At 64.9% G+C, this 23,251-nt stretch carries 22 protein-coding genes; 13 read left to right on the forward strand and 9 right to left on the reverse strand.

All coding sequences use genetic code 11. The annotated features are described in order from the left end of the window. The first annotated feature begins 141 nt into the window (after positions 1-141). From FJW03_RS13775 to FJW03_RS13800, 6 genes are all read left to right on the forward strand, one after another. Positions 142-2,670, forward strand: a complete 2,529-nt coding sequence (locus FJW03_RS13775) for a patatin-like phospholipase family protein (protein WP_181169183.1) — start codon at positions 142-144, stop codon at positions 2,668-2,670. Between the two features lie 641 nt (positions 2,671-3,311). Further along, entirely contained in the window at positions 3,312-4,055 is a 744-nt protein-coding gene (locus FJW03_RS13780) for a helix-turn-helix domain-containing protein (RefSeq protein ID WP_140613218.1), read from the forward strand. Positions 4,056-4,103: 48 nt separating this feature from the next. Further along, positions 4,104-4,772 carry a GntR family transcriptional regulator gene (locus FJW03_RS13785; RefSeq protein ID WP_140767329.1) on the forward strand — a complete coding sequence of 223 codons (669 nt, stop codon included), beginning with the start codon at positions 4,104-4,106 and terminating at the stop codon, positions 4,770-4,772. Positions 4,773-4,970: 198 nt separating this feature from the next. After that, complete coding sequence (locus FJW03_RS13790) at positions 4,971-7,106, forward strand: acyltransferase family protein (protein WP_140767328.1); 2,136 nt, start codon at positions 4,971-4,973, stop codon at positions 7,104-7,106. A gap of 232 nt (positions 7,107-7,338) precedes the next feature. Then, positions 7,339-8,595: an IS4 family transposase gene (locus FJW03_RS13795; protein ID WP_226890658.1), complete on the forward strand. Its 1,257-nt coding sequence runs from the start codon at positions 7,339-7,341 to the stop codon at positions 8,593-8,595. A gap of 377 nt (positions 8,596-8,972) precedes the next feature. Beyond that, positions 8,973-9,281, forward strand: coding sequence for a hypothetical protein (locus FJW03_RS13800; RefSeq protein ID WP_140698821.1), 309 nt, complete (start codon positions 8,973-8,975; stop codon positions 9,279-9,281). A 66-nt stretch (positions 9,282-9,347) separates the two neighbouring features. Here the strand turns inward: FJW03_RS13800 and FJW03_RS13805 are convergent, their stop codons facing one another. The 3 genes from FJW03_RS13805 to FJW03_RS13815 all read right to left on the reverse strand — a co-directional run bounded on the left by FJW03_RS13805 (position 9,348) and on the right by FJW03_RS13815 (position 11,016). After that, on the reverse strand, positions 9,348-9,947 hold the full coding sequence (locus FJW03_RS13805) for a DUF6456 domain-containing protein (protein WP_140767474.1): 600 nt from the start codon (positions 9,945-9,947) through the stop codon (positions 9,348-9,350). Positions 9,948-10,094: 147 nt separating this feature from the next. Further along, positions 10,095-10,478: a hypothetical protein gene (locus tag FJW03_RS13810; RefSeq protein WP_140767475.1), complete on the reverse strand. Its 384-nt coding sequence runs from the start codon at positions 10,476-10,478 to the stop codon at positions 10,095-10,097. Beyond that, positions 10,399-11,016 (reverse strand): YdaU family protein, encoded by a 618-nt coding sequence (locus FJW03_RS13815; protein ID WP_140767476.1) that lies wholly within the window; start codon positions 11,014-11,016, stop codon positions 10,399-10,401. Before FJW03_RS13815 ends, FJW03_RS13810 begins: the two co-directional genes overlap by 80 nt. A gap of 92 nt (positions 11,017-11,108) precedes the next feature. Between FJW03_RS13815 and FJW03_RS13820 the strand changes: the two genes are divergently transcribed. Together FJW03_RS13820 and FJW03_RS13825 are read left to right on the forward strand one after the other, a co-directional pair. Further along, positions 11,109-11,390, forward strand: coding sequence for a DUF982 domain-containing protein (locus FJW03_RS13820; protein ID WP_140767477.1), 282 nt, complete (start codon positions 11,109-11,111; stop codon positions 11,388-11,390). Between the two features lie 45 nt (positions 11,391-11,435). Then, the gene (locus FJW03_RS13825; protein WP_140613228.1) at positions 11,436-11,804 is read left to right on the forward strand and encodes a DUF982 domain-containing protein; all 369 of its coding nucleotides are present in this window, start codon (positions 11,436-11,438) and stop codon (positions 11,802-11,804) included. Between the two features lie 247 nt (positions 11,805-12,051). Here the strand turns inward: FJW03_RS13825 and FJW03_RS13830 are convergent, their stop codons facing one another. Then, positions 12,052-12,759, reverse strand: a complete 708-nt coding sequence (locus FJW03_RS13830; protein ID WP_140767478.1) for a GcrA cell cycle regulator — start codon at positions 12,757-12,759, stop codon at positions 12,052-12,054. Between the two features lie 126 nt (positions 12,760-12,885). Further along, positions 12,886-13,275 (reverse strand): hypothetical protein, encoded by a 390-nt coding sequence (locus FJW03_RS13835; RefSeq protein ID WP_226890659.1) that lies wholly within the window; start codon positions 13,273-13,275, stop codon positions 12,886-12,888. 68 nt (positions 13,276-13,343) lie between these two features. Between FJW03_RS13835 and FJW03_RS13840 the strand changes: the two genes are divergently transcribed. Then, on the forward strand, positions 13,344-14,048 hold the full coding sequence (locus tag FJW03_RS13840; RefSeq protein ID WP_140613579.1) for an XRE family transcriptional regulator: 705 nt from the start codon (positions 13,344-13,346) through the stop codon (positions 14,046-14,048). 49 nt (positions 14,049-14,097) lie between these two features. On the opposite strand, the gene FJW03_RS13845 is transcribed toward FJW03_RS13840, so the two are convergent. Further along, positions 14,098-14,400, reverse strand: a complete 303-nt coding sequence (locus tag FJW03_RS13845; RefSeq protein ID WP_140767480.1) for a hypothetical protein — start codon at positions 14,398-14,400, stop codon at positions 14,098-14,100. A 183-nt stretch (positions 14,401-14,583) separates the two neighbouring features. Here FJW03_RS13845 and FJW03_RS13850 point away from each other — a divergent pair, with 183 nt between their 5' ends. The 4 genes from FJW03_RS13850 (at position 14,584) to FJW03_RS13865 (ending at position 18,814) form a co-directional block, all read left to right on the forward strand. After that, a complete protein-coding gene (locus tag FJW03_RS13850) occupies positions 14,584-14,946 on the forward strand; it encodes a hypothetical protein (protein WP_140767481.1) in 363 nt (120 codons plus the stop codon). A 222-nt stretch (positions 14,947-15,168) separates the two neighbouring features. Next, positions 15,169-15,747, forward strand: coding sequence for a flagellar basal body-associated protein FliL (locus FJW03_RS13855; RefSeq protein WP_226890661.1), 579 nt, complete (start codon positions 15,169-15,171; stop codon positions 15,745-15,747). Positions 15,748-16,029: 282 nt separating this feature from the next. After that, positions 16,030-17,253, forward strand: a complete 1,224-nt coding sequence (locus tag FJW03_RS13860; protein ID WP_226890446.1) for an IS481 family transposase — start codon at positions 16,030-16,032, stop codon at positions 17,251-17,253. 277 nt (positions 17,254-17,530) lie between these two features. Then, positions 17,531-18,814 (forward strand): IS4 family transposase, encoded by a 1,284-nt coding sequence (locus FJW03_RS13865; RefSeq protein WP_181168954.1) that lies wholly within the window; start codon positions 17,531-17,533, stop codon positions 18,812-18,814. A 265-nt stretch (positions 18,815-19,079) separates the two neighbouring features. On the opposite strand, the gene FJW03_RS13870 is transcribed toward FJW03_RS13865, so the two are convergent. The 3 genes from FJW03_RS13870 to FJW03_RS13880 all read right to left on the reverse strand — a co-directional run bounded on the left by FJW03_RS13870 (position 19,080) and on the right by FJW03_RS13880 (position 22,892). Next, complete coding sequence (locus FJW03_RS13870; RefSeq protein ID WP_140613585.1) at positions 19,080-20,096, reverse strand: ABC transporter permease; 1,017 nt, start codon at positions 20,094-20,096, stop codon at positions 19,080-19,082. Continuing rightward, entirely contained in the window at positions 20,093-21,724 is a 1,632-nt protein-coding gene (locus FJW03_RS13875) for a sugar ABC transporter ATP-binding protein (RefSeq protein ID WP_140767149.1), read from the reverse strand. The genes FJW03_RS13870 and FJW03_RS13875 overlap by 4 nt, the downstream gene beginning before the upstream one ends. A 220-nt stretch (positions 21,725-21,944) precedes the next feature. Next, positions 21,945-22,892: a substrate-binding domain-containing protein gene (locus FJW03_RS13880; protein ID WP_140611754.1), complete on the reverse strand. Its 948-nt coding sequence runs from the start codon at positions 22,890-22,892 to the stop codon at positions 21,945-21,947. Between the last annotated feature and the right edge of the window lie 359 nt (positions 22,893-23,251).

The following is a 23,251-nucleotide window of genomic DNA, read 5'->3' on the forward strand; positions in this document are numbered from 1 at the left end:
CAACAAAAAGAACCGGTGTGCCAGTAAGAATGCCATGCGAGCGTCCCGCTGTGGACAACGCGCACAGCACGCGCTTTAGTGGCGCAAGGATATTTCCCTACAATACGGACAGCGTGCGGTTCCTGAATAATGGAGATCGGCGTGCCCCTGGATTTTATCGAGGTCTTCCGCCGCGAACTGAGCGCTGTCAATTTTCGCCGCATGCGCATCCGCTGCGGCGCCGTGGCCGAACACAGGGCAAACGGCACCGGCCAGGCCACCAGCCATTTCCTTGTCGATCGCGGCGACGCGGCGATCGACGAGGCACGGTCCGACCCGGAACGCGGTGCGATCAGGACGAAGAAAGCCAGCAATCTTACGGGCATAGCGCTCTCGGGTGGCGGCGTGCGCTCGGCCTCCTACTGCCTCGGCGTGCTGCAGGCGCTGGAGTCGCTGGCGCCGGCGGGCAGTCCGCGCCCGCTCGATGCCGTCGACTACCTCTCCACCGTCTCGGGCGGCGGCTATATCGGCACTTCGGTCGTGGCCGGAATGATGCAGGACAGCCGCACATTCCCCTTCGAAAGCCGGCTCGACGAGGCGGAGACGCCCGAAACACAGCATTTGCGGGACTTCTCCAATTTCCTGGCGCCCAGCGGTGCCGCGGACTATCTGGTCAGCATCGCGCTGGTCATGCGGGGCCTGCTGGTCAACGCCTTGATCGTGCTGCCGGCCCTGCTGCTGCTTGCCGTGCTCACCATCGCGATCAACCCCACCGTAGCGGATCTGGTGAGACCCGGCATTTTCGGCATTTCGGTCTCGAAACTGCCAATGCTCGGCGCAACCATGAAGTACTTCGCGCATACCGTGGTGCTTGCCGCGCTGGCGGCGTTTGTGATGTTCGGCAGCGCGCTCTACACGTCCCTCACCTTCCGCACCGGCTCGCTGAGGAGCCGCGAGATTCTCGGCCGCGCCCTTGGCGCGCTGGTTGCCGTGGTGCTCGCCTCGGCGATCATCGACATCCAGCCCCTGGTGCTTTCGGGCATGCTTGCGAACGCCAACGACAAGGTCATCAGTTCCACCGACCAGACATTCGTCCTGGCAGAACCGTTCCAGGATTTTCTGTCGGCCTTCGCGAGCATTCTGCCCTCGCTTGCCAGCGTGCTCGTGCCGACGGTGGCGGTGCTGATTTCGGTTTCGCAAAAACTCGCCAAGCTCGCCGAGGCGGCATTTGGCGATGTGAGCTGGAGCGCGACGATCAAGAAGAACGGCAGCCGGCTCGTCCTCTACCTCGCCGCGGTGATCGTGCCGTTCATGCTGTGGGTGACGTACATCTATCTGAGCTATTGGGCGATCCGCAAAGGAGACGAGTGGTGCGGCGTGGAAACACCGGGCTGGCTGAAGACAGTCACGCAATGCGAGGCGGGCTGGTATATCGGCCCGCTTTCCCGGCTTGGCCCCATCGGCGCGACATATCTGGGCGCCGCTTTGCTCTTCTCGGCCATCTGCCTGTTGATCGGACCGAATTCGAACTCGCTCCACAGGCTCTATCGCGACCGTCTCAGCCGCGCCTTCCTCATGCAGAGGAGCACCATAGGCAAGCAGCCGTCGGACTCGGTCGACACCTGGAAATTTTCGTCCCTGAAACCGGTCGATGAGGCCGGAAACTGGAAGGAAGGGGCGGCCTTCTCGCCCTATCTCCTGTCCAATGCCGCCATAAACCTCGAGGGCTCGAAGGACCTCAACAAACGCGGCCGCAACGCCGACAATTTCATCTTCAGCCCGCTGCATGTCGGCAGCCAGTCGACCCGCTATGTCGCCTCGACGGACATGGAAAGGGTGGTGCCCGACCTCAGCCTCGCCACGGCAATGGCGACGTCGGGTGCGGCGGCATCGGCGAATATGGGACGGCAGACAATAAAAATCCTTACGTTCAGCCTGTCCCTGCTGAACATCCGGCTCGGCTACTGGCTGGCCAACCCTTTCCGGATCGTGGCCTTCAAGAAGCATTTGAATCGCTGGATCGCGAATGTCGGTACCTGGTATTTCGCGGCGGAGACGGCCGGACTCCTGAACCAGAACCGGCTCAACGTCTACCTGACCGATGGCGGCCACATCGAGAACCTCGGCATCTACGAATTGCTGCGCCGCCGCTGCAAGGTGATCCTCGCGGTCGATGCCGAGGCCGACCCGGCGCTGACATTCCCATCGCTGGTCAATCTGGAGGTCATGGCCCGTATCGATCTTGGCGTCAGGATCGATCTGGGGTGGCAGGCAATTCAGGCCAATGCACTCGGCATAACGCCAACCGCGCCCTATGGGCCCGAGGGACCGCCTGGCCGGCGTGGCCCGCATGCCGCGATCGGCGTCATCAAATATGACGACGACGAAACAGGCGTCCTGATCTACATCAAGTCGTCATTGAGCGGCGATGAGAACGACTACATCCTCGACTATTTCAGGCGCCATCCCACATTTCCCCACGAAACGACCGTCGACCAGTTCTTCACCGAGGAGCAGTTCGAAGCCTACCGCGCCTTGGGGTTCCACGCGGCACGCGGGCTTCTGACCGGCGCCGACCGCTACGGAAATCCGGTGGAGATGCCCAAAGGCTGGAAGGCTCAGGTCGCCGCGGCCCTGGCTCTGCTCAACGTGCCCAAAGCAATGGCGGCGGCGACAGCGGGCCACCTTTAGCTGGCCGGGATGCCAACTGGGCAAAGACGGTCGCGTCCATTGCGCCGCCCGAAAGGCGCGGGCTGGAACCTTTGCGCGGCGACCGCGTTGTGCAGCCGGATCGTCTCCCATTCGATCACTCCTCCAATCAACCCCCGCCAGGCTCCGGCCGGCGGGGTTTCTTTATTCCAGCCACGCCTTGACAAAATCCGGTCTCGGGCGCTCTACCTCAGGCGTATCGGGACATGGGGGATTCACATGAAAAAGACCTATCAAAAGCCAGTTCTGGTGAAGCGCGACAGGCTGTCGGCGATTGCCGCCGTCGCCTGCCCCATTTCGCATCCTTGCGGCTGATCTTGGCACTCTTGCCAATCCAATATTGACGAGCTTGGGAAAGCCCGCTTCCCTTTGAGGGGCGGGCTTTCCGTCGTGATGGAACGATCGCCCCGCCGACAGGTTTTGCAAAAGGCCGGACGGTGGGAAGCCCGGCCTACTCCAGAAGGCCCGCCACGATTCGCGTCGGTGGCGGGCCTTTCGTGAGGCCCGTCCGCCCCGCCTCTTGGCCGAAGGTCCCATTCGCGCCGACGCGATGTTGTGCGAGATTGGCGAGATATAAGCGAACGCTTGAATAATGGTTCGGACATCTGTCGAGGGGCGGAGTCGTGCCAATCCGGGAGAATGTTGCCGCGAATCTCAGACGGCTGGTCGGCGGCCATGCGTCGGTGAGCGCCGCATGCCGCGGGCTGGGCATGAACCGCTCGCAGTTCGAGCGCTACCTGCAGGGCAAGAGCGTGCCCAACCAGGCCACGGCCAGGCTGATCTGCGCCTATTTCGGGATCGATGAGGACGAGCTGTACGGGGCGCCGCAAGCCGCGGCACCCGGACACCCGGATCTGCCGCCGATGCACCGGACGCTCTACGAGAACATGGTGCGTGGCCCTTCTCCGGCCATTGCGGGCGGCACCTATTTCACCTATTTCGCGGTTCCGGACCGTCCCGACCTTCTGATGCGCTCGGTCACCTTCGTGCGGCGCGAGGCCGAGCTGGTGACCTTCAGGCGCGTGACGCGGTGGACCGAAGGCCATCGCCAGGGCGGCGCGCGGGCGCCGGGCTGGCATTATGGCATCGCGATCTCGCGCCTGAACTGGATCTATTTCGCCGGCATCAACCGCCGCCAGACCGCGGAGCCGTCGATCGTGGCCGTGCAGTGGGCCCCTTTCTCGGAGCCGGTCCTGGTCGGCAAGGCCTTCGTTTTGACCGGAGCCGGACCGGTCTGCGTGCGGGTCATCATGCGCCAGGAACTCGGCAGGATCAGCCTGAAGCAGGCGATGCAGATGTCCGGGATCGTCAGCCTTGACAACCCGCGCCTCGACCACCTTGTGGTAAGCCTCCTGCGCGAGGGCTAGAGTGGTGCTTCCAGCCGGCGAGGTTGGCCGGAGACAACAGGGGGCGCGATGCTCAACAGCTTCGACTATGGCGGCAAGGAAGCCGACACCGTGCACGCGCTGGAGGAGGACATCATCTTCGGCCGGCTGGCGCCCGGCACGCGCCTGGTCGAGGATGTGCTGCTCGCCCGCTTTCCGGTCTCGCGCCACGCCATCCGCCAGGCGCTCTACCAGCTGGAGCGGCTCGGCATCGTCACGCGCGAGCGCAACAAGGGCGCCATGGTGCGCCGGCTCTCGCCCGAGGAGGTGCGCCAGATCTACGAGGTGCGCGAAATGCTGCAGCGCCAGGCGGCGCTGATGATCCCCCTGCCCGCCGGCGATGCGCTGATCGAGGAACTGATGCGGATCCACCGCGTCTACAGCAGCCATGTCGACAGCGGTTATCTCAGAGGCATCCACGAGGCCAATGACCGTTTCCACCTCACAATGTTCTCGGCCTGCGGCAACGCCTATCTGGTGTCCTCGATCGAACACTACATGCGACTCAGCCTGCCGGTGCGGGCCAATTCGCTGGCCGACAGGGAAAAGCTCGAAACATCGCGCCAGCATCACGCGATGATGATCGAGGCGCTGCAGCGCCGGGACAATTGGGTGCTGGCGCAGCTCTGCGTCGACCATCTGCAGCCGAGCAAGGCGTTTTATCTCCAGGAGATCGAGACGAAGGCTTCGGGCGGCTAGGAAAGTGATCGCCTCGGCCGGCCCGCGACTGCGATCCCTGCCTGCACACGACCGGCCGCTGCATGTCAGCCATCACCATCAATTTCCTCCCGCTTTCCTTTTTCCGGCCATGTTGCACTGCGAAAAGTCTGCTGCATTGCGATATCGGCCGTCTGGCCGGCACGCGGGGCGGGCTGGGCTTGCACGAAAGGAACTATCGTGTCGGCATCGTTTCGGCCAGATATACAGGGGTTGCGCGCGCTGGCGGTCGGCGGCGTCGTTGCCTATCATTTCGGCCTCGCCGCACTGCCCGGTGGCTTTGCCGGCGTCGACATCTTCTTCGTCATTTCCGGCTGGCTGATCTCAACGCACCTCATGCGGGAGATCACCGAGACCGGCAGGCTCGACCTCTGGCGCTTCTATGCCCGCCGCGCCCGGCGCCTCCTGCCGGCCGCTTTGTTCGTCATCCTGGTCACGCTCGCCGCCGGTTATTTCATCCTGGCGCCGCAGGAGCAGGCGCTCTATTCGCGCGGCGCCATGTATGCGTCGGCCTATGCCATCAATCTGTGGCTGCTGCGCTGGTCGTTCGACTATTTCGCCGCCGATGCCTTGAGCAATCCGTTCATCCACTTCTGGTCGCTGTCGGTGGAGGAGCAGTTCTATCTCGTCTGGCCCACGCTGCTTCTGCTCGCTGCCTGGCTGCGTCCGGGAAAGCGCATGGCGGTAGCGGTGATCGGCGCGGCCGGCCTCGCCTCCTTCCTCGCCTGCCTGTGGCTGACCAGCGCCGCGCCGGCCTGGGCCTTCTATTTCTCGCCGCTGCGCGCCTGGGAGTTCGCCGCCGGCGGCCTGGCGACGCTGGCGCCGGCGACCCTGTGGCGGCACCGGCTGGAGCGGTTCATCGTTTCGCGGAAACGCCAAACCGCTCCGGCTCTTTGTCCTGACGCGATTGCGGACGGAAAATCGTTTCACACTTTCCCTGGAATTGCTCGATGGCTGCGCGCGGTGCAGGGCTGGCTCGGCCTGGCGCTGATCGCGGCGGCTTATCTTGCCTTGAGCGAAGACCTGCCCTTCCCCGGCTGGTACGCGCTGTTGCCGGTCGCCGGCACGGTCCTGGTGCTGCTGAGCGGCGCCGACGAAGAGAACGACGGCGACACCGCCAGCCCTGCCCGCTGGCAGGCGCTGGCGCCCGCTTCCCTGCTTTCGCTGCCGCCTTTGCAATGGATCGGCGCGCGCTCCTATTCGCTCTATCTCTGGCATTGGCCGGTCATCGTCTATGCCGGGATGCTGGTACCGGATCTCACCGTCGTGCAGCGCCTCGGCTGCGGCGCTCTGGCGCTGGCGCTGTCGTTCCTCACCTATCATCTGATCGAGAGCCCGGCGCGGCGCGGCGGCTGGCCGATAGCGGGCGCCCGAGCCTTTCGTTTTGTAGCGATTGCTGGCGCAAAACCGCTTCGCATTTTTCCTGCAATTGCTTTGGCTCCCGCGTTGGCGTTGACCGGCGCGGGCGTGGCGGTGGCCTATGCCAGCGCGCACCTGGCCACACGCAATATCGACCCTGCCCAGCGCGGTATCGAACAGGCCGCCGAACAGCCCTCCATCGCGCGCGCCCGCGACGCCAACTGCCTGCTCGACTTCCACACGGTGAAACCGAAGCCTTGCGTGTTCGGCCCGGCGGATGCCGCCCACACCATCGTGCTGTTCGGGGATTCGCATGCCGACCACTGGTCGACGCCGCTGGTCGCGGCCGCCCGGCGCAACGACACCAAGGTGGTCACCTATCTCAAATCCTCGTGCCGCGCCTCGCGGCTGTCGACCTTCAACGCGGTGCTGAAGCGTGACTACACCGAATGCGACGCCTGGCGCGAACAGGCGATAGCAGACATAATCCGCCGCAAACCGCGGCTTGTGGTGATCTCGGAATTCTCGATCGGCAACCTGACCCGCGACATGCCAGCCGCCGGCCGCGAGGCCGAGACCGCGCGCTGGCAGGCAGGCCTGCGCTCCACACTGCAGGCCTTCAGCAAAGCCGGCGTCGAGACGGCCGTCATCCGCGACACGCCGATCGGCGACAGCTTCGCCGATTCCTGCGTGGCCCGTGCGCTCTGGTGGCGCAAGGCGCCCTCGCGCTGCGACACGCCAAGAACCGAGGCCGCCAATGACAAGGCCGCCGCCGCCGAGCGCGCCGTGGTGAAAAGCGTGCCTGACACGCTCTATGTCGACCTGACCGATCGCTTCTGCGGCCCCGCCCAATGCCACGTCTTCATCGGCGGCAAGCTGGCGTTCCGCGACCGGCACCATCTGGCCACGGCGTTTGCGGAGACGCTGGAAGGCCCGCTGGAAAAGGCGCTGTTTTAGCGGGTGCGATATCCCTTCTCCCCGCTCACCTAGCGTGCGCACACATCTGCTTCGGAGGGGTGTCAAGGGACGTATTGGCCGGGCGGCAGATGGGGCTTGAAGGGTTGGAATCGTGTGTGATTCTGTAGCTGCCATTGTTGATTCGGGAGATTTCGACGATGGCACCGCTGCTTGGATACTTCGGCGACCTGCGCTTGCAAAAAAGGGGAGCATGGTGCTGGAGCGCATGTGCATGCGCATCAGCGCGGGCATGCGTCGGCTGGCCGATACACGCGCGGAACAGGTTGCGTTCACGCGGCTGTTTGGCAATCCCAACGTGACGGTGCAGGAGATCGTGCGCACGGCGGCGGCGCAAACGGCCAAGGCGGCGGCCGGCCGTCATGTGCTGATCATCGAGGACAGCAGCGAGATCAACTATCAGGCCAAGGCCTCGCGCAAGCGCGGCCTCGGATGTGTCGGCAACGGCAAGGATATCGGGCTGTTCGTACACCCGGCTCTGGCCGTGGATGCCGGCGACGGGTCGGTGCTGGGCCTTGCGGCGGCCACGATCTGGCGGCGCCGGGGGCAGAAGGCGGACGACTACCAGGCCCTGCCGATCGAAGCCAAGGAAAGCTACAAATGGATCGCCACCGCCACGGCGGCCCGCCAGGCGCTGACCGACACGCCGCTCCTCACCGTGATCGGCGACCGCGAGGCCGACATCTACGAGGTGCTGGCAAGGCTGCCTGACGAGCGCACGCATGTGCTCATGCGCGCTGTGCGCGATCGGGCGCTGGGGGAAGAGGGCGGCCGCTTGTTCGGCGAGATAGCCAAGACGCCGGAAGCCGGCCGCATCGCCTTCGATCTGCAGGCGCGTCCCGGCCGGCCGGGACGCAAGGTGCACCTGGCCGTTCGCTTCGCCGAGGTCACCTTGCGCCAGCCGCGCCTTGGGGCCGACCGCCGCGATCCGCGCGCGGTCAGGCTCAATATCGTGGAAGTGCGCGAGATCGATCCGCCTTCGCCCAAGGACGCGGTGATCTGGCGGCTGTTGACAACCCACACCGTCAAGACACTCGCCGATGCCATCGCCATCGTCGATCTCTACCGGTCGCGCTGGACCATCGAGCAGTTGTTCCGGACCTTGAAGTCGCAGGCCATCGATCTGGAGGAAAGCCTCATCGCCGATGGCGATGCACTCGAACGTCTGGCTGCAACCGCGCTGATCGTGGCCACCAGGGTTATGCAACTCGTGCACGGGCGCGACGCGGCCGGCCAGACCCTCAGGGCCACACGCCTCTTCAATCCCGCCGAGATCGCCGTTCTGGACGCGCTGGTCGCCAGGCTGGAAGGCAAGACCCAAACGCAGAAGAACCCGCATCCGCACACACACGCTCGCTTGGGCGGCCTGGTGCATTGCCCGGCTCGGCGGCTGGAACGGCTATCCAAAGGAGCGCCCGCCGGGCCCGGTCACCTTCAGCAACGGCCTCAAACGCTTCCACGCCATTGTTGAGGGCTTCGTCCTTGCAAACCCATACTGACCACCGCCAAATCAAATGTGTGCGCACGCTAGCCCCGCTCACGGGGGGAAGCTGCCGGCAGGCGGATGAGGGGCAGCGCCAGCGTGGCAGGACTTGCGAGCAGGATGAGATTGCTACGTCGGTTCAGATGCCAAGCAGCAAGCGGCTGCGCCGCCCCTCTGCCCTACCGGGCATTCCTCCCGTGAACGGGGAGAAAGAAGCTCGCATCGGCGCTTTCGCCAGTCTCGGCGCTAACCCCAGGAACGCCCGCCCGGACATCCCGCCCGGTGTTCCCTGCCTTACCCGCGAATCCATGGAACGAGGCCGCATCTCAGGAGTTATATTAGGTCAACCTTGAAAGGAGGCAGCAATGAAGAAGCTCCTGCTTGTCTCGGTTATCGCCATTGCTTCGGCGGCGGCGATGATCGCCCCCGCTAGCGCCCGAAGTCACGTCTTCATCGGCATCGGCGGCGGTTATAACGACTATTACGGCAACGACTATTACAACGGTTATGGAGATTACGGCGGCCGCTACTATGGTCCCTACCATGCCTATGACGCCTACGATGAAGGCTACAGGCCCCGTTATTACCACCGGTACCACCGTTGCCGCGTCGAGCTGGTCAACCATTGGCGCCACCACCACAGGGTCGTCGAGGAAGTCCGCGTCTGCGGATGATTTGATCTGATCGAGTGAAACCGATCCGGCCGGCATCGTCGGCCGGATCATTGCGGTGGGCGATTTCTACCCCACCCGCCTCATCATCATGCCATAGTACACCGCCAGCAGGTCCAGCCCGACCTTCAACAGCTTCGTTACCACATCGCGCCCCTCGCCGGTCTGTTCGGCCAGGCTCTTGATCGAGCCGCCGACGCAGCAGACTTTCTGCACCACCAAGGCCACCTCCCAATGCCCGAGCGCCCTGGTGGCGGCGGCATGCGCGCGGCCGGCGTCGAGCACGCTGTCGGCGATGCCGCCGCCCTGGCGGCCGCCATCGACGCGCTCGGTCCAGCGCATCGGCTTCACATCAGCCTGCTGGCTGCACTGAAAATCCTCGCGGTAGCGCTGACCGGCTTCGCGCTGCTGGCGCGACAGCGAGGTGATGCCCAAAAGCGGATCGACATTGCGCACCCGCACGATGCCGCCGGTGGAGGTGTGGCCGTCGTTCGACACCTCGTAGACGCGCCGTGCCTCCAACGTACCGACGGTCAGCCGCTTGCGGCCGAATTCGTCGTCCCTGAGCGCGAAATCATGGCCGACCTCGCGCCGGATGCGCACCTGCTCGGCCTCGCCCTTCGGCAGTTTCGGCGCTTGCGGTTTGGCGGGTTTGGTCTTTTTGGGCATGGGTGGCTCCTTGCTGTTGGGTGTTCGAGTGGGGCTTTGCAGAACCTGGGTTCCTCGCCCCCGCGAAGCGGGGAGAGGTGGCCGCGAAGCGGACGGAGAGGGGCGGCGCCGACAGCAGACGTTGTTTCAGGGCTGGGCGTTCAGCGATCAATTCTCAACCGGCTTTGACTTCGCCGAGGGCGTCCCCCTCTCCGTCCCGGCTTCGCCGGGCCACCTCTCCCCCACTTCGCGGGGCGAGGAATCCAAGACTTGCGAGGCTGCCCGCCGCGCCATCAGTTCACGCATCGTGCGCCTCTCCCGCACCTCGATGCAGAGCTGGGCGCTCGACGGGCAGAACTGGGCATTGCCGCTCCTCACCTCGCCGCGCACGAAGCGCTGGATGGCGGCCTGCAGGTCGCACAGGTCGGCGTCGCGTACCGCGCCGAGATAGCCGCGCATCTGCATCTCGACATCAGTCAGGGCGGATTGCGGGAAGCATGAGAACATCGCGGCCAGCGCCTTCGTCGCCTGCTGCAGCTCGGCTGCGGTCATGAATGCGGATCTCCTCGATGATGGCATTGGCGGCGTCGGCGTGGGTTTTCGGCCTGATCCAGCCGGCCGGCTTTTTCGGTCCGCGCGGCGGAGGCTGCTCCGTCCTTTCCCGTGAAAGACCGGAAGCTTTTTCATTCTGGTTTCTGGAGTCTGGAAGATGCCGCGGCAAAGAACCGGCATTTGGTGCCCCATGTGCCTTTGTTTTCAAGGCGGTGGCGGCGCCGCCGCGCGCGCCGGCGGCGGTCCTCGCCTCGCTTTTGGCCTTCGCCTTGTGCAGCTCTTTCGTCAGCCGCTTGTGGCCGATCTCGCCCGCTTCGCGATCGAAGAAGGTCAGGAGATCGGCGCTGATGACGCGCCATCTTTTCAGGGAGAGCCGCGCCACCCGCGCCAGCTTGGCATCATTGTCGGGCAGCCGGCCGCCGGCGTTCCACATCGCCATCAGGATGAGCATGTAGGCGCCGATCTGCTCGGTGGAGAGTTGAAGCGTGTCGCCGACGAAATCGGAGACGTAGAGCTGCATGAAGGGCCGTTCGCTCATGCTGCCTCCCGCGCCGCGCGCACGGTCCGCCCGATGGAACCAGCCGTCGGCCCGTACGTTATGACGCCACCAAGCCAAGGGGAGGTTTGCCGATGACGGCTTTCATGCCGGTTACCCTGCGCTTTTGCGACAACAAGACCGTGCTGGTCGGCTCGGTGGCCGACGCCGCGACCGCGCTGCGGCACCCATGGCCCGACAAGACCGCGCCAGCCTATCTCGACGCGGCACGGCTGGTCAGACTCGCGGTTGAGGGCAGTTGCTGCCCGCGCACGGCCTTCGAGGCCTTCAGCAAGGCCGCCAGGCAACAGGGCATATTGGTGGTCAGGCCGAGAAGCCGCGCGCACGACTGGCTCGACGCGGCCGCCAGCCCTTGAAGCCGCCGCAGGAGCGATGCAACCGCCTGCCGGCCTCGCGCGTTTATGAGCGCTGGCTTGAGAGCCGCGCGCAATGCCAGACCGAAGGTGAATGTCGTGGGTACGATGAAAACCGGAGTGCCGCTCAAAGTCTGCCTGGACGGGCATGTCGAGGAAATTGACAATGTCAGCGATGCCGCCGACTTCCTGCAGCGCTGGCCGATCGAGCGGCGCGGTCACGTCTATCGCAGCGCGCTCAACGCCTGCAGCGCGGCGATCGCGGCACAGATTTCGGAATCCGATGCGATAAAGGCGTTCACCGGCTTCGCCCGCGTCACCGGCATCCTGGTTGCCGACAGCGGGCCGGCCATGAGACTGGAACCCCGCCCGGTGCAGAGCCGCATGCCCAAGCAAGGCCGGCAGGCGCCGAAATAGGGTTCCGCCTCTTTCTCCCCGTTTACGGTTAGAAATGTCCGGCAGGGCAATGAGGGGCGGCGCCGACGCTTCGGTAAGTGGCATCTGAATCGGATGCTTGAAGTTCATATCGTCCTCAACCCCGCCTCGTCAGCACGGCCCTCATCCGCCAGCCGGCATTCGCCGTTCGCGAAGCCAGCAATTGGCTTTTCGTCCGCTGCGCGGACCACGTCTTTCCTCCCCGTATAGGGACCGGGAGAAGGGAAGCTCACCCCGCCTCGCAAACGCGGCGGCGAAAGCGCGCCTGGTGGTAGCCGCAGTAGCTTTTCATCGCCTTGGTGCGCATGCCGCAGCACAGCATGTCGGCGCCCGGCCGGCCGCCCGTCGCATCGTTTTCTGGGTCCTCTTCGAGCGTCAGGTCGAGCGGCGCGCGGCAGCGGCCGAACAGGCAATCGATGAAGCGCATCGCCACGCCATGCGGCTGGCGACCGATGGGGCCGCGCCGCGGCGCCGGCACCTTGAAGCGATAGGCTTCGCCGTCGGCGATCAGCACGCCCACCTCGCGCACGAACAGGCGCGGCGGCAGCCAGGCCGGCGAAGCGTCGTGCCTGACACCAGCCATGGCCTTGCGCGTGGCGGCGCCCTTGCCGACAGGCACATCGGCACCTTTTTTTACGGCGGCGGCCGCCTTTCCGGTGGCCTTGCCCTTTGTCCTTCCGCTGGCCTGCGTTCCGCCAGTCCGCTTGTCCTTCGCCCGTTCGCCGGCAACCTGCCTGGCCGCCGGCGGCATGCCCTTGCCGTTGGCAAAGCCGATCGCGCCCAGCATGGCGTTGCGGTGGACGATGCCGATAATGGCGTTGCGCGATACCGGGCTGCCGCGCAGTGTGCTGAATGCCGTCGCGATCCGCGAGGCCGAAAGCCCGTCCCTCAGCCAGCGGGCGATCTCGTGCAATTCGGCGTCGCTATAGCTTGCCATGTCCAGGCTCCATCCAGGGGTCCGCCTTCGGCCGCGCTTGCAAGCGCGCCGTCGGCCAGGCGTCAGGGTCGGGCCCGGTCGGGCCACGGTCGGGGTTGTCGGTTCGAAAGCCGGCTTCCGCCGATGTCAGCCGGAGCGGATCGATTGCCCGGCGGCGACGCGCGCAAGCCGCGCCTCCGCCGTCTTTCTGTCGGGGGCGGAAACCGCCCTGCCCGTCATCGGCTCGAACAGGATGACGGTGCCGTCCTGCGTGCGGATGCAGGAGCGGACGGACGGACCGGCAGGAGACCGGTCGAATTGGGGGCCGGAGCCGAGGGGAGCGGCGGCTCCGGCCGTTCCGGCCACCGCTGACGGGCGGACCGGACCCGAGGCATCAAGGCTCTCGGGCTTCGCCCCGGCCGGGGAGGAGGACGGCCGGGACGGAAGGGAATGGGCGGCGACTTCAGTCGCCGGATGCGCCTCACGGGAGGCCGGCGCCGCGGCGCCATGAAAGCTGGACAGGTTCTGCATGGCCATATATAAGCATAACTCAAAAATTGATGCAAGCCATTCTTTCATAGACGAGAACAGCTTTCATCGCTCACATGGGCGCCATGGCAAGAACGGAACTGTCGATCAAGGTCGGGGCGGCGATCCGCCAGGCGCGCAAGCAGCGCGGGCTGGTCATGCGTCACATTGCCGAGCACAACGACACCGATGTCGCCGCCGTCGGCAATTGGGAAACGGGGCGCAACCTGCCCAAAACCGAGAATCTTCTGAAGACCGCGGCCTTCCTCCGCGTCGACCCGGTTGCGCTCGGCAAGGGCGAGGTCGTCTTCCTCGACGAGGCCGGCCCGGTGGCGGACGCCGAGATCGTCACCGATGCCGGCCCATTGCCGGCCGGACCGATGGACATCGAGCTGCTCGGCGCCGCCGTTGGTGGCGACGATGGCGACTTCACCTTCAACGGCGAGGTCGCCGGCTATGTCCAGCGTCCGCCAGGCATTGCGCATCTGCGCAAGGTGTTTGCGCTGCACGTGCTCTCCGATTCCATGGTGCCGCGTTACGAGCCCGGCGAAATGCTCTATTGCGGCGGCCGCGACGCCGTGCCCGGCGACCACGTCGTGATCGAGACCTTCCCGGAAGAAAACGAGCGCAACGGCAAGGCCTTCATCAAGAAGCTGGTCAAGCGCACCGCGGGTGAGCTCGTGGTCGAGCAGTACAACCCTCCCAAGACACTGACCTTCAACCGCTACGCCATCAAGCACGTCTGGCGCGTCATCCCGCTGAAGGAATTGCTGGGGTATTAGCGCCTCTTCCTTCTCCCACTTCTTGTGGAGAAGGAAGAAACCCGCCCACTCAGGCCCGCCTGGCCCCCTCCAGCGGCACCTCGCGGTCGCTCAGCATCTGCGCTTCGCTGCGCACACGCTGGCGCTCGTCGATGAATGCGGCCTGGATCGACACCGCCGTGCCGGGCAGTCCTTCGGCGCGGCAGGCGGAGCAGACGATGCGCCGGGACAATGCGGCCAGCGGCGTGTTTCCCGTCACCCCGAACCGCTTCAGCTGATCGGGCCGCCACCATCTGTTGCGGCCGCAATCGGCGCACTCCACAGAGATCGAGGCAACCTGCGCGATCACTGGTTCCCTGCCTGGCAATGCCATCGCCCCTCCTGCCTTTTGTTCCTGATTTGTTCTTATATTCCTGTGTTTTGAGCCGGGAGTCGAGTCGTAGCTGCAAGACATTTCCAAAAGTTTTCCTTCTGCATTTTTTTGAGTTATGCTTATATATACTTGCAAATGTGAGTCGGGGCGTGAACAGTCCCGGCATCGGATCCGGGAGCAATGATGGATGCAGCCGATTTCGCCCGCGCCTGCGGTTACACCGGCGACAGCCCTGCTTTGCTCGAAGCCTTCGAGGCGATCCGCTGCAACGGCATCGCCCATGCCCGCCAGGACCATTTCAGGCGTAAGGCCGTCATCGACGACCTGAAACGGTCCGAGCCGCTTTTCCTGGCCGCGATCGGCCCGGCCCTGTCGGCGGACGAAGCCATCGAGGACACCGCCCGTTTTATCGCCTGCTGGCGCAACATGCCACGCTGGCGACAGGAGCGGCGCCTGCCCGATCTCGCCAGGGCCAGGCAGCAGCGTCTGGTGGCACGCTTCTTCCGCCGTTACGGCCATCGTCTATGGACGCTCGCGGCGGCCTGAATGCGGCAGCCAGGGTGATGGGGTCTGATGATGTTGGAAAACACGAGGGTCCCCACGATAGACAGAATCACCAGCGCCTCGTTTCTTCCAGCATCCCTGGCCGGTCTCGACGCTTCGCGCCGATGCCCTTTCTCCGCCAGGGGGAAGGCAAAGCGCCCCCGGCCCTGATTCCGTCTAATTGATGCGTTGACTGGTGGCCACCAAACCGCCGAAGGACCCGCCATGAAACGCCTCGTTCTTGCCGTCCTGTGGATAATGACGCTCGCTTTGTCCGCTCATGCCGCCGGCGACACCACGACCGGGCTTGCCGACACCACGGTGCTGATCGTGCGCCATGGCGAGAAGCCCGACAGCGGTCCTGGCCTGTCGCCGCAGGGCGAGGCCCGCGCGCAAGCCTATGTCGCCTATTTCCAGACCTTCATGCTCGATGGCGTGCCGTTCCGGCCCGATATGCTGGTGGCCAGCGCCGATTCAAAAAACAGCGCACGCGAACGGCTGACGCTGGCGCCGCTTTCCGAAGCGCTGAAACTGCCGATCGACCAGCGCTTCGCCGATAGGGAAGCTCAAGGCCTCGTCGCCGCGCTCGCCAGCGAAACCCATGGCAAGTCGATCCTGATCGCCTGGCACCACGGCCAGCTGTTCAAGCTCATCAAGGCGTTCGGCGCCGACCCCAAGGCGCTGCTGCCGAACGGCAAATGGCCAGACGACGAGTTCAACTGGGTGGTGGTGCTGCGCTTCGACCATGCGGGACAGCTCATTCCCGACTCGGCGCACATCGTCGAGGAGAAGTTGCCGGGTTGAAATAGCCAGGGCTCATGCGAGGCACCCCCCTCTGTCCTGCCGGACATCTCCCCCGCAAGGGGGGAGATTGGCAATTTCGTCGGCATCGCTTCTTCTTCAGCATTGACAATTAGCGAAGGCAGTCATGGCATTCGATCTCCCCCTTGCGGGCAGGGCAATCGCATATGGATTCTTGCGAAGAGGAACCCCCACCCTAACCCTCCTGTAGAGACCGGGGAGATGGTGGACAGGCGTTCGGAGACATCGTGGACACTTCCCGAGCATCGAATCGGGAGGGACGGAATGCCGTTTTGCGAGGTGTCCGCGATGGCTCAGAAGCGAGAGTTCGTGATGTTTGCCTTGAATGAGGGGGCGAACGTTCGAGAGCTTTGTCGACGGTTCGGGATCAGTCCGACGACCGGCTACAAATGGATCGAGCGGTATCAGGCGGAAGGGCTGGCCGGGCTGACCGAGCGATCGCGCCGCCCGCACTCGAGTCCGCAGCGCACCGCTTGGCAGGTTGAGGCGAAGGTGTTGGAGGTACGCGACAAGAGCAACAACGTCTGGGGCGGCCGCAAGATCAAGGGGGCGCTGGAGAAGGATAGTGAGCTCGAAATCCCGGCGGCAAGCACGATCACCGCGATCCTGCGCCGTCACGAGCGGCTGACGGAGGCTGGAGCGGCGCAACATCCGGGACCATGGCAGCGCTTCGAGCGGGAGACCCCCAACGAGCTGTGGCAAATGGACTTCAAGGGTCACTTTGCCATCCATAGCGGCCGCTGCCATCCGCTCACCACGCTCGACGACCATTCGCGCTTCAACCTGGTGCTTTCTGCCTGCGGCAATGAGCAGGGCCGAACGGTGCGCGGGGAGCTGGAGATTGCCTTTCGCCACTATGGTTTGCCGCTGGCGATGCTGATGGATGGCGGCCCGCCGTGGAGCGATCCCGGCGGCGAGCCCTACACCGTGTTCAGCGTTTGGTTGTTGCGGCTTGGCATCCGCGTCCTGCACGGTCGACCGCGCCATCCCCAGACGCAAGGCAAGGAAGAGCGCTTCCATCGCACGCTGAAAGCCGAAGTGATCAGCGGGCGAAGCTTCGGCGATCTCGCCGATTGTCAGCGGGCCTTCGACCAATGGCGTCCGCGTTATAACCACGAACGGCCGCACGAGGCACTCGACATGGCGACGCCGGCCGAGCGGTACCGGCCGAGCCCACGCTGCTTCCCTGAGGTGTTGCCCGCGATCGAATACGGACCAGGTGACAAGGTCCGCAAGGTCGACAGCGATGGCTTCATCAGCTTCAGGAACCGACCTTGGCGGATCGGCAAGGCCTTCCGCGGCGAGCTGGTGGCACTTCGCTCCACTGACCAGGATGGCCTCTTCAGCGTGCACTACTGCTCGCATCGGATTGCCACCCTTGACCTGCGCTCCACCGACAGGGAGGCCTGTGGACTTGTGGACAACGCTAAGCCTTGCCCACAGGGTCCACACCCCAAACAACAACAAAAACAACCCGTCTCATCATGATGAAAAGATGTGTCCACGATGTCCCCGAACACCTGTCCACCTTGTCTCCGGCACAAACACCCTCCCCACAAGGGCTAGCGTGCGCACACATCTGCTTCGGAGGGGTGTCAAGGGACGTATTGGCCGGGCGGCAGATGGGGCTTGAAGGGTTGGAATCGTGTGTGATTCTGTAGCTGCCATTGTTGATTCGGGAGATTTCGACGATGGCACCGCTGCTTGGATACTTCGGCGACCTGCGCTTGCAAAAAAGGGGAGCATGGTGCTGGAGCGCATGTGCATGCGCATCAGCGCGGGCATGCGTCGGCTGGCCGATACACGCGCGGAACAGGTTGCGTTCACGCGGCTGTTTGGCAATCCCAACGTGACGGTGCAGGAGATCGTGCGCACGGCGGCGGCGCAAACGGCCAAGGCGGCGGCCGGCCGTCATGTGCTGATCATCGAGGACAGCAGCGAGATCAACTATCAGGCCAAGGCCTCGCGCAAGCGCGGCCTCGGATGTGTCGGCAACGGCAAGGATATCGGGCTGTTCGTACACCCGGCTCTGGCCGTGGATGCCGGCGACGGGTCGGTGCTGGGCCTTGCGGCGGCCACGATCTGGCGGCGCCGGGGGCAGAAGGCGGACGACTACCAGGCCCTGCCGATCGAAGCCAAGGAAAGCTACAAATGGATCGCCACCGCCACGGCGGCCCGCCAGGCGCTGACCGACACGCCGCTCCTCACCGTGATCGGCGACCGCGAGGCCGACATCTACGAGGTGCTGGCAAGGCTGCCTGACGAGCGCACGCATGTGCTCATGCGCGCTGTGCGCGATCGGGCGCTGGGGGAAGAGGGCGGCCGCTTGTTCGGCGAGATAGCCAAGACGCCGGAAGCCGGCCGCATCGCCTTCGATCTGCAGGCGCGTCCCGGCCGGCCGGGACGCAAGGTGCACCTGGCCGTTCGCTTCGCCGAGGTCACCTTGCGCCAGCCGCGCCTTGGGGCCGACCGCCGCGATCCGCGCGCGGTCAGGCTCAATATCGTGGAAGTGCGCGAGATCGATCCGCCTTCGCCCAAGGACGCGGTGATCTGGCGGCTGTTGACAACCCACACCGTCAAGACACTCGCCGATGCCATCGCCATCGTCGATCTCTACCGGTCGCGCTGGACCATCGAGCAGTTGTTCCGGACCTTGAAGTCGCAGGCCATCGATCTGGAGGAAAGCCTCATCGCCGATGGCGATGCACTCGAACGTCTGGCTGCAACCGCGCTGATCGTGGCCACCAGGGTTATGCAACTCGTGCACGGGCGCGACGCGGCCGGCCAGACCCTCAGGGCCACACGCCTCTTCAATCCCGCCGAGATCGCCGTTCTGGACGCGCTGGTCGCCAGGCTGGAAGGCAAGACCCAAACGCAGAAGAACCCGCATCCGCCACACACGCTCGCTTGGGCGGCCTGGTGCATTGCCCGGCTCGGCGGCTGGAACGGCTATCCAAAGGAGCGCCCGCCGGGCCCGGTCACCTTCAGCAACGGCCTCAAACGCTTCCACGCCATTGTTGAGGGCTTCGTCCTTGCAAACCCATACTGACCACCGCCAAATCAAATGTGTGCGCACGCTAGCCCACAAGGGGGAGGGAACGCTGCCGCGCGCATCTTACTTCCGCCCCGGCATCGAAAAACATGCTCAATTTGCCAGGATCGGCATCGACGGAAGTCTCCCTCCCCCTTATGGGGAGGGGTTAGGGGTGGGGGTACTCGTAGGGCGAAAGCCTCGGCCTCCATATGCGATAGCCTTGCCCTTGCGGGGGAGATGTCCGGCAGGACAGAGGGGGGTGCCTCGCGCAAACGTCTCCTCACCTCCGCACCCGCGACTTCAGCCAGCGATCAAAGGCCACCGCCAGGATCAGGATCAGGCCGATGACGATGCTTTGCGTGTAGGACGAGACGTTGTTGAACTGCAGCCCGTTCTGCAGCACACCGATCAGGGCCGCCCCAACCACCGTGCCGCCGACCGAGCCTATGCCGCCGAACAGTGATGTGCCGCCGATGACAACTGCCGAGATGACCGTCAGTTCGTAGCCGATACCGGCGACCGCTTCGGAAGAATTCAGCCTGGCCGACAGCACGAAAGCGGCGAGCCCGGCGAAGAAGCCGACGATGACATAGACCGAGACCAGGATGCGGTCGACGCGCAGGCCGGACAGCCGCGCCGCCTCCGCATTGCCGCCAACGGCATAGACGGCGCGGCCATAGCGCGTGTAGCGCAGCACGATGTGGCACAATATGGCGGCAATGGCGAAGATGATCGCCGGCACCGGCACCGGGCCGATCAGCCCCGTGCCGAACCAGCGCATCGAGGCATCGAAACCCGAAATCGGGCCGCCATTGGAGATTGTCAGCGTCAGCCCGCGAAACACCGTCAGCCCGCCCAATGTGACGACAAAGGGCGGCACTTTCAGCCTTGTGATGGCAAGCCCCTGCACGCCGCCGGCGGCGGCTCCCACCAGAACGGCGGCGAGAAGTGCGGCGAACCAGCCATAGCCCTGCGTGCCTGAGGTCGACAGCGACAGCGTGTTGGCCGCGCCGCCCTTGGCGACGACGGCGGCCACCATGCCGCAGAAGGCAAGCAGCGAGCCGACCGAAAGGTCGATGCCGGCGGTGAGGATGACAAAGGTCATGCCGAGCGCGATCAGCCCGGTGATCGAGATCTGCCTGGTGATGTTGAACAGGTTGATGGGGTCGATGAAGCTCGGCTTCAGCACGGTGAAGACGACGACGAGGGCTGCCAGGAACAGCAGCGGCCCGAAGCTCATCAAAAGCCTTGCGAGTGTGGCGCCGCCGCGCTGGCTCTGTTCCTCGGCGATGCTCATCGTGTCAGCCCCTCCCCATCCTGCCCGAGTGCTTCCTGCCCGAGTGCTTCCGGCCCGAGCGCGTCCTGCCCCCTCGCATCCTGCTTGTCGAGCGCCATCAGTTCCATCAGTTTTTCCTCATTTGCCTCGACGCCCGGCATCTCGCCGGTGATGCGGCCCCGGCGCATGGTGACGATGCGGTCCGACACCGCCAGCACTTCCGGCAGTTCGGATGAGATCATCATCACCGCGATGCCGCGCGCCGCCAGCTGCACCAGGATCTGGTGGACTTCCGCCTTGGCGCCGACATCGACGCCGCGCGTCGGCTCGTCGACGATCAGCACTTTTGGATCGCGCGCCAGCCAGCGCGCCAGGATCACCTTCTGCTGGTTGCCGCCCGACAGGCCCTCGATCGCCTGTTCGGCCGACGCCATGCGGATCGACAGCATTTTGCGGAAACCCGAGAGCGCGTCGCGCTCGCGCCGCTCGGCCATGAAGCCGAAACCGTTGCTGAACCGCCCGAGCGAAGCGACGGAGAAATTCGGCAATATGCCGAGCGCGGCAAAGATCGCCTGGTGCTTGCGATCCTCCGGCACAAGGCCGATGCCGAGCGCGATGGCGTCGGCGGGTGAAGCCGGCGCGATTTGCTTGCCGTCGAGCGTGATCGTGCCCGCCGCGATGCGGTCGGCGCCGAAGATGGCGCGCGCCAGTTCCGTGCGGCCCGAGCCGACGAGGCCGGCGACGCCAAGGATCTCGCCGGCCTTGAGGTCGATATCGACGCCGTCGAGCACGATGGCGTGCGGCGCCTCGGGATCGCGCACGGTGCGCAAGCCCCGTACGGAAAGCACGACATCGCCGGCGACCGCGCGCTGTACAGGCCGCGCATAGAGTTCTGAGGCGGCGCGTCCCACCATCTTTTCGATGATCCGTGGCAATTTTATCGGCCGCCCGTTGTCACGGTCGAGATGCCCCGCCAGCCTGCCGTCGCGCAGCACCGTCATGCGATCGCAGATGGCCGATGCCTCCTCGAGCCGGTGGGTGACGAACATGATGGCGACCTTGTCCTGGCGCAGCCGGTCCATGATCGACAGCAGCCGCTGCACCTCGGTCTCGGTCAGCGCCGAGGTCGGCTCGTCCATGATGATCAGCCGGCTTTTGAGCGACAGCGCACGGGCGATCTCGACCAATTGCTGCTCGGCCACCGACAGCGCCGACACCGGCGTCATCGGGTCGATGGAAAGGCCGACGCGCGCGATGATGGCGCGGGAGTCCTGCTCCATCTTGCGCCAGCTCACCAGCCCGAGCGGCCCGGTCGGCGCGCGGCCGATGAAAATGTTCTCCGCCACCGTCAGCGTCGGGATCAGGCTGAGCTCCTGGTAGATGGTGACGATGCCGTGCTGCTTGGCATCCTGCGGACGCGCCGGCTGGTAGTCGGCGCCGTCGAAAATGATGCGCCCGCTCGACGGCGGCATGACGCCGGAGAGTATCTTGAGCAGCGTCGATTTGCCGGCGCCGTTTTCGCCGAGCAGGCCGAGGATTTCGCCGGGCCTGACCTCGAGCGAGACGTCGCTCAGCGCGGTGACGCCGGCGAAATGCTTGGTGACGCCCTCGACGGCAAGCAGGACGGGTGCGGCTTCAGCTGGCTGCAAGGAGTGCTCCCTGAGACTTGAGATGTCTGCGCTGCCCCTCACCCTCACCCTCTCCCCGTATAGTGACGGGGAGAGGGGGGCGCCAGCGTTGGAGCTTCTCCCTTCTCCCCGTCACTATACGGGGAGAAGGTGCCGGCAGGCGGATGAGGGGCAGCGCCAATGTCGGCGATTGGTCCTGCTCGCAGGACATCACCTCGCCAGCCTGCCCATTATGGCGCCCCTACTTCGTCTCGTTCAGCCTCTCGGCCTTGTCGAGATTGTCCTTGCCGATGACGATCGGCGTCAGCAGCACCAGTTTCTCCTTCGGCTCGGTCTTGCTCTTGGCGTAGGCGACCGCGATCTGCACGGCGGTGCGCGACTGCTGGCCGGGGAATTGTTCGACCGTGCCGGCAAGCTTGCCGTCGCGCACGGCGACCAGCGCTTCCGGCAGCGCGTCGAAACCATAGATCTTGACGTCGGTGAAGTTGCGCGCCGCACAGGCTTCGAGCGCGCCCAGCGCCATGTCGTCATTGGCGCAGATGATGGCGTCCGGCTTGCCGTTGGCGGCAAGGCCGGCTTCGGTCACCGACAGCGCCTCGGCGCGGGCGAAGTTGGCGGTCTGCTCGAAGATGATCTGGTACTTGTCCTTCACGGGATCGAGCACATTGTGCACGCCCTTGTTGCGGTCGATCGCCGGGCCCGCGCCCGGCTGGCCCTGCAGGTGGAACAGCTTCGCGCCATTGGGGAATGCCGCCACCACGGCCTGCGCTTCCGCCTCGCCGCCCTTGACGTTGTCGGCGCCGACATGGGCAAGGATGCCCTGGACGCCATCGACGCGGCGGTCGATCGTCACCACGGGAACGCCGGCCTTGACCGCTTCCTCGATGGCCGGCGCCAGAGCGTTGACGTCGAGCGGCGAAATGACGATGGCATTGACCTTCTGCACCAGGGCCGCTTCGATGTCGGCGGTCTGCTTGGTGGCCGAATTCTGGCCGTCGCTCTCGGTCAGGTTGACACCTTGCGCCTGCGCCTCGGCCTTGATCTCGTTCAGCATGTGCACGAAGAACGGAAAGCCGAGATTGGGCACCGAGCCCAGTATGGTCAGCTTGTCCTCGGCGAACGCCGAACGTGCGGCCAGCACCAAGGCGCCCGCGGCCACGGACGTCATCAGGAATTCACGTCTGTTCATGGGTGATCCTCCTCCACAAGAACGCATGGCCCCGGAAACCGGGACCGGTTTCAGGAAGGATCATGCGTCGGTTCAAAGTGTTGGAGCATCCTCCTTGCGCCCGATGGCGCATGCCGCTCCAGCTGACGGCCGCTTAAAATTCCTCCGATCGGCGTCAGCACCAGGATGCTAACCCAGGGTCAACCATCTGTGCAACATCGATATAACAGGGCCGGACAGTGAATTATCGGAATTGTCGGAATTTTGAATTTTGGCACCCCGCCCTTTCGCCGAACGGTCGAGATCGGCGGCGCCGCGGCCGGAGCGCTTCACTTCCATTCTTTCGATCGTGCGCTACCTTGGAATCCGCTCGGGCTTTC

It is taken from the genome of Mesorhizobium sp. B4-1-4 (assembly GCF_006439395.2).
In the GTDB taxonomy this organism is placed as follows: Bacteria; Pseudomonadota; Alphaproteobacteria; order Rhizobiales; family Rhizobiaceae; genus Mesorhizobium.